The following is a 12,622-nucleotide window of genomic DNA, read 5'->3' as shown; positions in this document are numbered from 1 at the left end:
TCCTCCAGCTGTTCCAGATGGTGTGGGACCGCGGCGAGACCAACGCGTACGCGAACCACCTGACCGACCGCCACCAGGTACTGATGCACATCGCGTACGGGGACCACCAGGTCGCGAACGCGGCGGCCGACGAGTTGCGGGGGTCCGAGTGCGGGTCGTGGCCGTAATCCGGCCCGGCGGGCGGGGTGTTGGTGAGCGGCGGGGTGGGCGTGCCGCTGTCCCACACCGCCATCGCGGAGCCCCGGTACGGCAGCCGGTCGCGCGCGACGGTCCTGATGCCCCAGTACGGGACGGTGTCCGGACCGCGGCCCGGTGCGAGCGCGGGGGCGATCAGCCGGGCGCCGATGGTGCGCGCCTCCACGTCGGCCGCCGCGTTCGCGACCTGGTGGTCCCCGTACGCGATGTGCATCAGTACCTGGTGGCGGTCGGTCAGGTGGTTCGCGTACGCGTTGGTCTCGCCGCGGTCCCACACCATCTGGAACAGCTGGAGGACGATCTGCTGGCGCAGCTTGTCCGGGTAGGAGAGGTCCAGGACCTGCTGGAACGGTGCGAAGTCGACGCTGCGGTTGAGGAGCAGGCCGTAGTTCATGCCGGTGACGCCGAGGACGCCGCGGCGGATGTCGGGCGAGGCGGCCAGCAGGGCGCCGCCGAGGATTCCGCCCTGGCTGTTGCCGTCGTACCCGATGCCGTGCCGGATGTCGACGAGCGGGCGGCCGTCCGCGTCGCGGAAGGCCGCGTCGGTGGTCAGGCCGTCGGTGTGGATCAGGGCGCGGGCGAGGAGGAGGGCGTTCAGCATGCCCTGCTCGCTGCGTTCGGGCACGGCGGGGAAGAGGTTCGGGTCGGCGAGCGCGCCGAGCACCGCGGGGATGTCCTCCTCGGCCATCCCGATCCAGTCCGTCGCGCAGAACGTGAAGTTGTGCTCCGCCGCCATCGCCTTGACGTTGCCCGCGCCGACCTCGGAGCGGCGGCCGAGGAGGCCGTGCCCGTAGAGGGCGGGGTGCGAGGGGGCGCGGAAGGCGGAGCGCGGTATCTCGCAGCGGAACGTGGCGGTCAGGGTGCTCCCCGGGAGCCGTCGCGGCAGGCCGTCGGGGCCGCGGTGCAGCACGGAGCCGGGGGGCCCGCCGGGCCGGTCCAGATAGCCGGGCACGCTGATCCGGCCGGTCACCTCCCGGGCGATCCGGGGATCCTGCTCGGCCGTGAAGTCGGTGACGTCGGTGACGTCGAACGCGGGCGGGCGGCCGCCGAGCCGGCGGAACGCGTCGTCGCGGACGGTGAAGAGGTCACCGGTGAGACCGCGGGTGCTCGCGACGGTGAAGTCCCAGGCGAGGTACAGCCCCTCGGACCGCACCCCGGCCCGGTGCAGCGCCTTCAGCGCGGGGCGGAGCCGGTGCTGCCGGGCGCGCAGCGGGTGCCCGGCGGGCAGCGGCTTCCCGGCGACGGCGGCGAACGGCGCGGCGGCCGGGATCGTGCGCCCGTCCCCGTCCTTGAGGTTCCGCAGGGCGACGGCGTAGTGGTGGCCGTCGCGGAAGTTGCGCGCGGGGTGGATCAGCAGGGCGCGGCGGGCGGGGTCGGTGGCGTTGGAGTCGGGCTCGGCCCAGTACGGCCATCGCTCGCCGGTCCCGGTGTCCAGCAGCACGACGGGGGCGTCCGGGGCGAGGGAGCGGCCGATGTCGGTGAGCGGGGCCGCGCCGGTCGCCGCCGGGTCGAGGCCGGGGACGTGCGCGATCAGCGTCGAGCCGGGGGAGAAGCCGTCGGAGCGGTTCCAGGCCGTCGGGTCGATGTTCCGGCCGGTCGCGGTGGGCGGCAGCGAGGTGGCGCCGAAGGAGACCCGGCGGCCGGTGTCGGTGGTCGGGTCGGACCGGGTGTACCAGTCGTTCGGGAACGGCAGCAGGCACTCGCTGGGGGCCAGCGGGTCGCAGCCGGACCCGGACGCCCCGGCGGCACGGGCCGCCGGGGCGTCCGGGACGAGCAGGACGGCGGCGCCGAGCGCCGCCGCCAGCAGCCCGCGCAGCAATCGGTGCCGCAACGCCGGTCAGCTCCCCTGGATGTGCGCGCCGATGATGGCGGCGTAGTTCGCCTCGCCGTTGCGGTTGGGGTGCAGCGGAGCGGCGAGCGAGGTCGGCACGTAGCCCTCGACCCACTTGTCCGACGGGGACTGGCAGGAGTCGTGGCCCTTGCTGGGCGTGGCGAGGTCGATGTACTCGGCGCCGTGCGCGGCGCTCTGCTGGGCGATCGCCGTGTTCATCCGGTCGACGCTGCCCTGGAGGAAGTCGGCGTCCACCGGGAGCACCGGCTGCAGCGGCCAGCAGCCACCGGGCTTGATGTACAGGCCGTACCCCGTGACGATCACCCGGGCCTGCGGCGAGCGCTGGTGGATCGTGTCCAGGACGACCCCCAGCTTCGGCGCGAACTCCGCGATGCGCTGCCCCACCTGGTCCACGCCGCCCTCGTTGTACTTCTCCTTGCACGGGGTGGCGTTCGGGTCGAGGGTGGTGCACTTCTGCGCGATGCCGACCAGCCCGGCGTCGTTGCCGCCGATGGTCAGCGTCACCAGGTCGGTGTCCGGGCGCAGCGCGTCGAACTGCGGCGGCGCCGAGCCCATCGGGATGTCGAGCAGCGACAGCGACTGCTTCTCGGTCATGTGCTTGGAGGCGGCGCCGCTGCACGTGACGTCGGTCAGCGACGCACCGAGGCGCGAGGCCAGCTCGTGCGGGTAGTTGTGCGTCGAACGGCCGCAGGCCAGCGGCCCCGTGATGTCCGGGACGAGTGGTCCGGAGGCCATGGAGTCGCCGAGCGCGACGTAGGACGTGGTGTCGTCCTCGGCGGCGGCGGATGCCGGGACGGCACCGGCCCCCACGGCCAGACCGGCCAGGGCGAGCGAGCCCATGATGGTCCTGACGGAACGACAGAAGTCCTTGTTCTGCGGCAAGTTCACGAAATCCTCCGACGGTGGGGCGCGGGACGTGGCATGGCGCGTGACGCCGGTCATCATGCAGACTCAACTGCCGTCGTTTAACTGGTGGGTAACGCAGACTTCCGCGGGGGAACTTGTGACGCGTGACAACCGTCCGCCCGTCGTCGAGGGGGACCACGGTGCTTTCAGGGGCCCGAGGGACCGGCCGCTGTCCATCGCCGGGCGCCCGGTTGCCGCCCAACTGCGGGCCCGGGTACCGGCCCTGACGGTCCGTGTGGTCGACCGGCTCCTGGCCGACCTGCCGGTCTACGCCGAGCTCCCGCACGAGGAGATCTCCGGCGACATCGCCGACATCGTCCAGCACAACCTGCGGCTCTTCGCGGACGTCGTCGAGCACCGCCGTCCCGCCACGGACGCCGAACTCGCCCAGCAGCGGGACTCGGCGGCCCAGCGCGCGGAGGAGGGCGTGCCGCTGGACGCGATCCTCACCGCCTACCAGGTCGGCACGGCGATGTGCTGGCAGGAGACCGCGAAGGGGGCGCGGCCCGACGACCTCGCCACCGTCCTGGAGATCATGGACCGCATCATGGTCCTCCAGCAGCAGCTGACCTCGGCCGTCAGCAGCGCGTACCTGGAGGCCCGGCAGATCCTCGACAGCCAGGAGCACGGCGGCCGGCACGCCCTGATGGCCGCCCTGCTGACCGGTGAGCCCCTGGACCGCTTCGCCCACCGCACCGGACTGCGCCCGGCCGCCCGCTACCTCACGATGACGCTCGCGCTGGCCCCGCACCCCGACGAGTCGAACCAGTCACCGGGCCCGGGGTCCGGCGTCGCGGCCCGGCGCAAGATCCGCCGCGTCCGCACGGCCCTCGACCACTTCGCCGGTACGCCGACGCTCACCGCCCTGGACACCTCCGGCGGCACGGTGCTGCTGCCCGTCGCCGGTCCGCCGCCGCCGTGGCGCGGGCCGGACGGCCTGTGCGCGCTGATCGACGAGGCGGCCCGCGCGGCGGGCGTTCCGGTCATCGCCGCCGCGGAGACCGCCGAACCGGAGGAAGTGCCGGCCGCGGTGGCGCGCAACGCGGAGATCGTCGACCTGGTCGCCCGTACCGGCCGACCGCCCGGCCTGTACCGGCTGGCCGACGTCCTGCTCGAGTACCAGCTCAGCCGGCCCAGCGAGGCCCTGCGCGGGCTCGCCCGGCTGCTGGGGCCGCTGGAGGCCAAGCCGGACCTGCTGCGCACCCTGGAGACGTACCTCGAACTGGGGCTGGACCGGCGGGCCACCGCCGCGGCCCTGCACATCCATCCCAACACCGTGGACTACCGCATACGCCGCATCGACCGGCTGACCGGTCTCTCCCCGGCCCGCCCGGTCGATCTCCAGCACATCAGCGCGGCCCTCGTCGCCCGCCGCTCGGTGTGAGGGGAACGGCGGCGGGCCGGGGCCGCGCGGTCGGTCAGTGGACCGTGCTGAAGCTGCGCCAGGGCAGGACGCTGGGAGGATTGAAGTCGCTGAGGCCGGTCGCGAGGTACGTCGTGCCCGGGCCGGTGCAGTCGAAGGTGCGGTACAGGATGATGTCGATCAGGGTCTCGTTGAACACGGCCTTGGCGCCCGAGGGGGCGAGGCGGTGGCAGCCCTTCACCGGCGGGCTGTTCACCGCGATGTCGACGTTCCGCTGGGTCGTGTAGATGACCGGCCCGACCGCGGTCCGGCCGAGGCCGGAGCAGCCTGCGACGGTGAGGGTCAGGAGCGCGGTCCCCGCGGCGATGCCGAGGCGGCGGCGTCGGTGATCGGTCAAGGGCATGGACGGGTCCTCGTCTGTCTGGTCCGGGCCGGTCCGTCGGCACCGGTGCCGCGTGTGCCGCGGAGCCGTGTGTGCCACGGAGTACGTGCTGACGCTGGTCACCCTGCCCGCTCCCCGCGGGCCCGGCACCCGGTGCGCGGCCGGGTGGGCGACAGCCGCGAGGACGGAGGCCCGAGCCGTGTTCATATCGGTTGATATTGGGCATACCGTGGTAATAGCGGCTGACTCGCTCGGGTCAGGTTGTTTCCGTCCTTCAGGGGGCCGTCATGGTCCAGGATCTCGTAATCGCGCTGGTGGCGGCGGCCTCGGCGGGTGCCCTCTACATGGTGGCGGCCGCCAAGATCGTCAAGCAGTACGAACGGGGCGTCGTGCTGCGGCTGGGCAGGCTCCGCGACGAGGTGCGCGGGCCCGGCTTCACCATGGTGGTTCCCGGCGTCGACCGGCTGCGCAAGGTCAACATGCAGATCGTGACGATGCCGGTGCCCGCCCAGGACGGGATCACCCGGGACAACGTGACGGTACGGGTGGACGCCGTCATCTACTTCAAGGTCGTCGACGCGGCGAGCGCCGTGATCCAGGTGGAGGACTACCGGTTCGCGGTGTCGCAGATGGCGCAGACCTCGCTGCGGTCGATCATCGGCAAGAGCGATCTGGACGACCTGCTGTCCAACCGCGAGAAGCTGAACCAGGGGCTCGAGCTGATGATCGACAGCCCCGCGGTCGGCTGGGGCGTGCAGATCGACCGGGTGGAGATCAAGGACGTCTCGCTCCCGGAGACGATGAAGCGCTCCATGGCGCGCCAGGCCGAGGCCGACCGTGAGCGGCGGGCCCGGGTCATCAACGCGGACGCCGAGCTCCAGGCGTCGAAGAAGCTCGCCGAGGCGGCGGGGGAGATGTCCGCCCAGCCGGCCGCGCTCCAACTGCGCCTGTTGCAGACGGTGGTGGCGGTGGCGGCGGAGAAGAACTCCACGCTGGTGCTGCCGTTCCCGGTGGAGCTGCTCCGCTTCCTGGAGCGGGCGCAGCAGTCCGCGCCGCAGTCGCCCGCACTGCAACAGTCCGCGCCGCAGTCGTCCGCGCCGCAACAGGTGTCGCCGCCGCAGCAGGCTCAGCAGCAGCCGCAGTCACGGCAGCCGCAACAGTCGCAGCCGTCGCAGTCGTCGGCCGTTCCCGCGCGGCCCAGCCGTTCGAAGCCGTTGGCCCGGCACTGAGAGCCGGGGCGCCGATCCGCCGGACGGCCCTGTTCCGCTTCACTCGTCCCCTGGTCTTCTGTCCCATTCCGGCCGAGCCGGGCCTTTACCCGGCATGTGGCCATTGACCTGCTGAAACGTGGGCGCGCGGTCGGTTGTCATACCCCCAGCCTAGACTCGGCGGGAGTCGTAAGGATCAAGGTGCCCATGAGGGTCGGAGCGGGAGGGGAGGGGACGGATGGCCACGCCACGAGACCGGCAGGACGGCGCCGTCGTCCGTCTTCTGCGGTGCGCCGCGGTGTTCCTGCCCGCCTCGTTGCCGAGGGACGGACGCGTCGCCTTCTGGGATCCGGCCGGCGGGTCGCTCCCGGAGCCGGGCGACGTCTGCGGACCTCCCGCGGAGCCCGGAGGCCCGGCACCCGCCCCGAGCGCGTCCGAGATCGATGTCGTCCGCGGGGACGGCCCGCGGGGCGACGTCCGTCGGCACACGGTGCCCGCGATCCTGCTGCCCGTGGCCGACGCCCTGCCCCTGCTGGTCCGGGGCAGGCACCAGGCGTCCGCCCACGCCGCCACGCGGTGCTGGGGCGCCGCCGCGCTCCAGGCGCTCAACCTGGTGGCGCGCGGCAGACTGCTCCCCGGTCTGACGGGCGACGACCACGACGCCTGGCGGGCCGGCCCGCGCGACGCCGAGGACATCGCCCACCTCCGGGCGATCGCCGCCGCCCTGCCGCCCGAGGGCCGCGCCGTCCCGCTCCCGGACCGCACACCGCTCCGGGTCCCCGACCCCGAGTGGCTGATCGGGGCGTTCCTCGACGCGGTCGCCGACACCCTGCCCCGTACGCCCGCCGCCGCGCACGCGATGGGGGCGCCCTTCGCGGCCCACGAGGCCCAGCACCTGCCGAACGCGCGGGACTGGGCGGTCGAGGTCGCGTCCGGGCTCGACGCGGGGGTGCGGATCTCGCTGCGCCTGGACCTCTCGGCGTACGAACTCTTCGACACGCACACCCCTGCCGGAGCGTACGACCGGGCCGACGCGCAGGCCCATGCCGGTGCGCATGCCCCGGCGGCCGACACGCACGACCGCTCCGGTGGTGTGCGGCGCGCGGCCGCGGCCGTCGTCCAGGTGCACAGCCTCGCCGACCCCACGCACGTCACCGACGCCGCCGCGCTGTGGAGCGGCGGGGCGGGCGAGCCGTTCGGCCCGCGGGCCAGGGTCGACGCCGTGCTGGCCCTGCGCCGCGCCGCCCGAGTCTGGGCGCCGCTGGAGCGCTTGCTGGACCAGCCCGTGCCCGATGTCCTGGCCATCGGGGAGGACGAGCTGTACGAACTGCTCGGCGACGCCGGACCCCGGCTGGCGGCGGCCGGGGTCGGCGTCCACTGGCCCAGGGAGCTGGTCCGTTCCCTCACCGCCTCCGCCGTCGTACGGCCCGCCCCCGGATCGGCCACCGACGGCACCTCGTTCTTCGACGCCGAGCACCTCTTCTCGTTCGACTGGCAGCTGGCGCTGGGCGACGAACAGCTCACCGAGAAGGAGATGGACCTGCTCGCGGAGGCCCACCGGCCGGTGGTGCGGCTGCGGGACCGGTGGGTCGTCGTCGACCCCGCGCTCGTGCGCAAGGCGCGCAAGCGGGAGCTCGGACTGCTCGACCCGGTCGACGCCCTCGCCGTGGCCCTGACCGGCAGTGCCGAGGTCGACGGCGAACGGGTCGAGGCGGTGCCCGTGGGGGCGCTCGCCGCGCTCCGGGAACGCATCACCGCCGACGCCACCGCCGTCGCCCCGCCGCCCGGCCTCGACGCCACGCTCCGCGACTACCAACTGCGCGGCCTCGCATGGCTGGACCGGATGACCTCGCTCGGCCTCGGCGGCTGCCTCGCCGACGACATGGGCCTGGGCAAGACGGTCACCCTCATCGCCCTCCACCTGCGCCGCGCCCACCCCTCGCCCACCCTGGTGATCTGCCCCGCCTCCCTGCTGGGCAACTGGCACCGGGAGATCAACCGGTTCGCCCCCGGCGTCCCCGTACGCCGTTTCCACGGCACCGACCGCACGCTCACCGGGACCGACGGCGGCTTCGTCCTCACCACGTACGGCACGATGCGGTCGAGCGCCGCCCGGCTCGCCGACCACGGCTGGGGGATGATCGTCGCCGACGAGGCCCAGCACGTGAAGAACCCGCACTCCTCCACGGCGAAGGCGCTGCGCACCATCCCGGCCCCCGCCCGGGTCGCCCTCACCGGCACCCCCGTGGAGAACAACCTCTCCGAGCTGTGGGCCCTGCTCGACTGGACCACCCCCGGGCTGCTCGGCCCCCTCAAGGCGTTCCGGGCCCGGTACGCCCGCACCGTCGAGAACACCGGTACGGCCGCCGGGCCCGACGACGACGAAGCGGTCGAACGGCTCGCCCGGCTGGTGCGCCCCTTCCTCCTGCGCCGCAGGAAATCCGACCCCGGGATCGCCCCCGAGCTGCCGTCCAAGACGGAGACCGACCACCCCGTCTTCCTCACCCGCGAGCAGGCCACGCTCTACGAGGCGACGGTCCGCGAGACGATGGCGTTCATCGAGGCGTCGGAGGGCATCGCCCGGCGCGGCCTGATCATGAAGCTGCTGGCCTCGCTCAAGCAGATCTGCAACCACCCGGCGCAGTACCTGAAGGAGGAGCCGACCCGCCTCGTCGACCGGTCGGGCAAGCTCGCGCTGCTCGACGAACTCCTCGACACGATCCTCGCCGAGAACGGCTCCGTCCTCGTCTTCACCCAGTACGTGACCATGGCCCGGCTCCTCTCCGCCCACCTCACCTCACGCGCCGTCCCCTCCCAGCTCCTGCACGGCGGCACGCCGGTCGCCGAGCGGGAACGGATGGTGGACCGCTTCCAGTCCGGCGAGGTCCCGGTCTTCCTGCTCTCCCTCAAGGCGGCGGGCACCGGGCTGAACCTCACCAGGGCCGCCCACGTCATCCACTACGACCGCTGGTGGAACCCGGCCGTCGAGGAACAGGCCACGGACCGGGCGTACCGCATCGGCCAGACACAGCCCGTGCAGGTGCACCGGCTGATCGCGGAAGGCACCGTCGAGGACCGGATCGGTGAACTGCTGGAGGCGAAGCGGGCCCTGGCCGACACGGTCCTCGGCACCGGCGAGGCCGCGCTCACCGAGCTCAGCGACCGCGAGCTGGCCGACCTCGTCTCGCTCCGGAGGCCGGCATGAGTCCCCGGCCGGAGAACCCTCCGCGCACCGGCCGCTCCCCGCGCACCGGCCGGGGGGCCGCGCGCACCGGGACCCGTGGGCCCGCCGCCCCCGCCGCTTCCCGGACCGCGGTGCGCCCGCGCCCCGGCCCCGACGACCTGCGGCGCACCTTCGAGGCCGTGCCGCCCCGCACCTGCGACGACGATCAGCCCTTCGCGGACAGCTGGTGGGGCCGAGCCTGGGTGGCCGCGCTGGAGTCCCTGTCGATGGACGAGGGACGGCTCTCCCGAGGCCGTACGTACGCCGACAGCGGCAAGGTCGCCGCCATCACCGTCACCCCCGGCCGGGTGGTCGCCTACGTCCACGGCAGCCGCCCCCGCCCCTACCGCTGCGAACTGCGGCTGCGGACCCTCACCGACCCCGACTGGGACACCTTCCTCGACGAGGTCGCCGCCCGGCCCGGCCATCTCGCCGCGCTGCTCGCCAAGGAGATGCCGCACTCGCTGGTCGACACCGCGGCCGCCGCGGGCATCGGGCTGCTGCCCGCCGCCGACGACCTCGACCCCGACTGCACCTGCCCCGACCACGGCTGGCCCTGCAAGCACGTGGCCGCCCTCTGCTACCAGATGGCCCGGCTCCTGGACGCCGACCCGTTCGTCCTTCTGCTGCTGCGCGGCCGGGGCGAGCGGGAACTCCTCGAAGAGCTGGGCCGCCGCAACGCCGCGCACTCCGCCAAGGAGCGCCCGGCGAAGCCCGACACCCCCTCCGTGCCGGCTGCCGAGGTCCTGACCGGGCGTTTCCTCCCGCCGCTCCCCGCCCCGCTGCCCGTGCCGCCGCATCCCGCGCAGCCGCCGTCGTACCCCGGCCCGCCCGGTGCCCGCGATCCGCTCGCCCTGGACCACCTCGCCACGGACGCGGCGGTCCGCGCGCACGCGCTCCTCACCACCGGCCTCGACCCGCTCGCCGGACTCACGCCCTGGCAGGACGCGGTACGGCTGGCCGCGTCCCGGCACACCGCCGGACTCACCGCGACCACCCGCGCCCTCTACCGCGAACTCGCCTACGCCACCGGCCGCACCACCACCGATCTGGCCCGGGCGGTCGCCGCCTGGCGCCAGGGCGGGGCCGAGGGGCTGGCCGTCCTCGAAACCCCCTGGGACCCTCCGGCCGGTCCCTTCGACCGGGCCCGCCCCGCACTCGCGGCCGCCGGTTTCCCCCGCTTCCACCCCTGGCACAACCACCTCACGCACCCCGGCGGAACGCTTCAGCTCCGCTTCGGCCACGACGGACGCTGGTACGGCTACGAGTCCGAGCCGGGGGAGGACGACTGGTGGCCCCGTGCCGCCCCGGACTCCGACCCGGTGAGCGCGCTCATGGAACTCGGCGGCTGACCCCGCCGTACAGCACGGCACGGCGATCCGGCCGGTCCCGTCCTCCCGTCAGCGGGGCAGCACGGCGTCGACGACGTCCCGGGCGAAGTCCGGCGGCACCGGTTCGCGGCGGAGCAGCACCCGCATCCAGACGGCCCCGGCGACCAGGTCCAGCAGCAGCATCGGATCGGCGCCCGCGGGGAGTTCGCCGCGGGCGACGGCGCGGACGAAGACCGGCTGCTCGCGGGAGAACCGGTCGGCGAAGAAGTCGCGGGTGAGGGCGGCGAGTTCGTCGTCGGGCAGGCCGGTGCCCGAGGTCAGGGCGCGGGCCACGGGTTCCGTGCGCCCGTTGGTGAGCAGGCCGATGATCTGTTCCACGAGGGCGATCAGATCGCCCCGGAGGCTGCCCGTGTCGGGGATGTCGACGTCGAGCACCCGGGCATGGATGAGTGCCGCTCTCAACAGGGCCGGTTTCGAGGGCCACCAGCGGTAGATCGTCGTCTTGTTGACCCCGGCGTCCTGGGCGACGGACTCGATGGTGAGCCGGGCGTACCCGCGCTCCGCGAGATGGCGCAACGTGGTGTCGAAGATCGCTTCGGCGGCGCGGGGCCCCTTGCCCGGACGGCGGTTCACGAGCGGGTCGGACATGAGCACTCCAGAGAAAAAGCAACGCAACGTTGCGTTGCATTGTAAGGTGGGGTCACTTCACTGCGACATCACGGGGGTCCGGCATGGCGGAGACGGCGGTTTCCAGGACGGTGACCTGGGGGTTGTTCGCCGCCTGGGTGGCCAACGACCTGGAGGAGCTGGTCACCATGGCCCGCTGGGCGCGGTCCGCCCGGCCGCGGCTCCAGGAGCGGTTCCCGGCGGTGCCCGAACGGATCTGGGAGCGGATGGAGCTCTCGCAGCGCGATGCCGCCGTCGCGATCGGGCTCATGGGCGGGCTCATGGCGGCGGCGTCGGCGGACGGGGCGCGCACCGGCGGCCGCAGCCCGTTCTTCCGGTCGGTGCTGGTCGGCTTCGGGTGGCACGGCGCCGTACACATGGCGCAGACGCTGGCGTACCGCGGCTACACGCCGGGGGTCCTCACGGCGCCGACGGTCGTCGTCCCGTACTCGGTCTGGGCCGTGCGGAAGCTGAAAGAGGCCGGTATCCGGACCGATGGCGGCGGCAGGGCGGCCGCGGCGACCGCGGTGCTCCTCCCGGCGGCCGTCATCGGCGTCCACGCGCTGGCGCACCGGATCAATCGGCCGCGCGGCCGGGACGGGGCACGATGGCGCGCCCCGCTGTTCCGGGGACGGCTGCCCCGGCCCGGCCGGGCGTGTGAGGAGCCGGCCCGGCAGGGCGCGTGAGGGGCGGGCGCCCGGCCGGAGGGATCGGCCGGGCGCCCGGGAGGGGCAGGGGGTGCCGGGTCAGAAGTCGGCGGTCATGCGCTCTTCGAGCCGGGCCACCGAGTCCTGCGCGTAGGCCTTCTCGTAGGCGTCGCGGATCCGCTCGATCTGGGAGTCGCGCACCCGGGCCTCGGACGCGGGGTAGAGCAGGGTCAGTTCGTAGCTGCGCTCCCGCTCGATGACCCCGTTGGAGTCCCGCCACTGTCCCCGGCCGTCCTGAATGGTCAGCCCGTTCGGGAAGCGCGGGGTGACCTCCTCGTCGATGAACGCCATGAACTGGCCGTCGGTCACATCCGGCCCGCCGTCGGGCCGTTCGGTGCCGAAGAAGAGCCGGGTCTCGATGTAGTCCTTCCCGCGCGTGACACCGGCCGCCGCGGAACGCGCGGCCGAGGAGGGGTCGCCGCCGAGGGCGGCGTAGGCGACGGGGGTTCCCACGACCAGTACGGCCGCCGCGACGGCCGCCGCGGTGAGCGCGCCGCGCCGCTTCGGACCGGTGCGCCGATCGGTCCCGGCGTACGGGCCGGGGACGGTGGACTGTTCGGGGACGACGGATCGTCCGGGGGCGGCGGACCGCTCAAGGGTGAGGTGCTGCCGGGAGCCGGTGTGCCAGCGCGTGGACGCCGATGACGGCCGCCGGGAGGAGCACCGCGGTCGCCGCGGCCGCCCTGCCGCCGCCATCGGTCCGGATACCGGCCTCTTTCAGCTTCCGCACGGCCCAGACCGAGTACGGGACGACGACCGTCGGCGCCGTGAGGACCCCCGGCGTGTAGC

The 12,622-nt window shown here is 73.9% G+C and carries 10 protein-coding genes and 1 pseudogene; 5 read left to right on the top strand and 6 right to left on the bottom strand.

Annotated elements, in window-relative coordinates; translation table 11 throughout:
• Both EAO76_RS26775 and EAO76_RS26770 read right to left on the bottom strand, forming a co-directional pair.
• Positions 1–2,026: hypothetical protein (locus EAO76_RS26775; protein WP_262375773.1), on the bottom strand; the 2,026-nt coding region annotated here is incomplete at its 3' end.
• Between the two features lie 6 nt (positions 2,027–2,032).
• Entirely contained in the window at positions 2,033–2,935 is a 903-nt protein-coding gene (locus EAO76_RS26770) for an SGNH/GDSL hydrolase family protein (protein WP_148838500.1), read from the bottom strand.
• A gap of 187 nt (positions 2,936–3,122) precedes the next feature.
• Between EAO76_RS26770 and EAO76_RS26765 the strand changes: the two genes are divergently transcribed.
• Complete coding sequence (locus EAO76_RS26765; RefSeq protein WP_148838507.1) at positions 3,123–4,337, top strand: CdaR family transcriptional regulator; 1,215 nt, start codon at positions 3,123–3,125, stop codon at positions 4,335–4,337.
• Between the two features lie 34 nt (positions 4,338–4,371).
• Here EAO76_RS26765 and EAO76_RS26760 read toward each other — a convergent pair whose 3' ends face one another.
• Positions 4,372–4,719, bottom strand: a complete 348-nt coding sequence (locus EAO76_RS26760) for a hypothetical protein (protein ID WP_148838499.1) — start codon at positions 4,717–4,719, stop codon at positions 4,372–4,374.
• A 266-nt stretch (positions 4,720–4,985) separates the two neighbouring features.
• Between EAO76_RS26760 and EAO76_RS26755 the strand changes: the two genes are divergently transcribed.
• From EAO76_RS26755 to EAO76_RS26745, 3 genes are all read left to right on the top strand, one after another.
• The gene (locus tag EAO76_RS26755) at positions 4,986–5,927 is read left to right on the top strand and encodes a slipin family protein (RefSeq protein WP_148838498.1); all 942 of its coding nucleotides are present in this window, start codon (positions 4,986–4,988) and stop codon (positions 5,925–5,927) included.
• A 217-nt stretch (positions 5,928–6,144) separates the two neighbouring features.
• Positions 6,145–9,111: a DEAD/DEAH box helicase gene (locus EAO76_RS26750; protein WP_148838497.1), complete on the top strand. Its 2,967-nt coding sequence runs from the start codon at positions 6,145–6,147 to the stop codon at positions 9,109–9,111.
• Positions 9,108–10,481, top strand: a complete 1,374-nt coding sequence (locus tag EAO76_RS26745; RefSeq protein ID WP_148838496.1) for an SWIM zinc finger family protein — start codon at positions 9,108–9,110, stop codon at positions 10,479–10,481. Before EAO76_RS26750 ends, EAO76_RS26745 begins: the two co-directional genes overlap by 4 nt.
• 48 nt (positions 10,482–10,529) lie before the next feature.
• Here EAO76_RS26745 and EAO76_RS26740 read toward each other — a convergent pair whose 3' ends face one another.
• A complete protein-coding gene (locus tag EAO76_RS26740; protein WP_148838495.1) occupies positions 10,530–11,108 on the bottom strand; it encodes a TetR/AcrR family transcriptional regulator in 579 nt (192 codons plus the stop codon).
• An 83-nt stretch (positions 11,109–11,191) separates the two neighbouring features.
• Here EAO76_RS26740 and EAO76_RS26735 point away from each other — a divergent pair, with 83 nt between their 5' ends.
• A complete protein-coding gene (locus tag EAO76_RS26735) occupies positions 11,192–11,812 on the top strand; it encodes an HXXEE domain-containing protein (RefSeq protein ID WP_187438807.1) in 621 nt (206 codons plus the stop codon).
• A gap of 60 nt (positions 11,813–11,872) precedes the next feature.
• On the opposite strand, the gene EAO76_RS26730 is transcribed toward EAO76_RS26735, so the two are convergent.
• The gene (locus tag EAO76_RS26730; protein ID WP_148838505.1) at positions 11,873–12,292 is read right to left on the bottom strand and encodes a DUF3574 domain-containing protein; all 420 of its coding nucleotides are present in this window, start codon (positions 12,290–12,292) and stop codon (positions 11,873–11,875) included.
• A gap of 133 nt (positions 12,293–12,425) precedes the next feature.
• Positions 12,426–12,622 (bottom strand): annotated as a pseudogene (locus tag EAO76_RS45535) (HXXEE domain-containing protein); the annotation flags it as partial.

Origin of the sequence: Streptomyces sp. sk2.1 (assembly GCF_008120935.1) — a bacterium.
GTDB lineage: Bacteria > Actinomycetota > Actinomycetes > Streptomycetales > Streptomycetaceae > Streptomyces.
The sequence above is the reverse complement of the archived record's forward strand: the minus strand, read 5'-3'. Positions and strand labels throughout refer to the sequence as shown.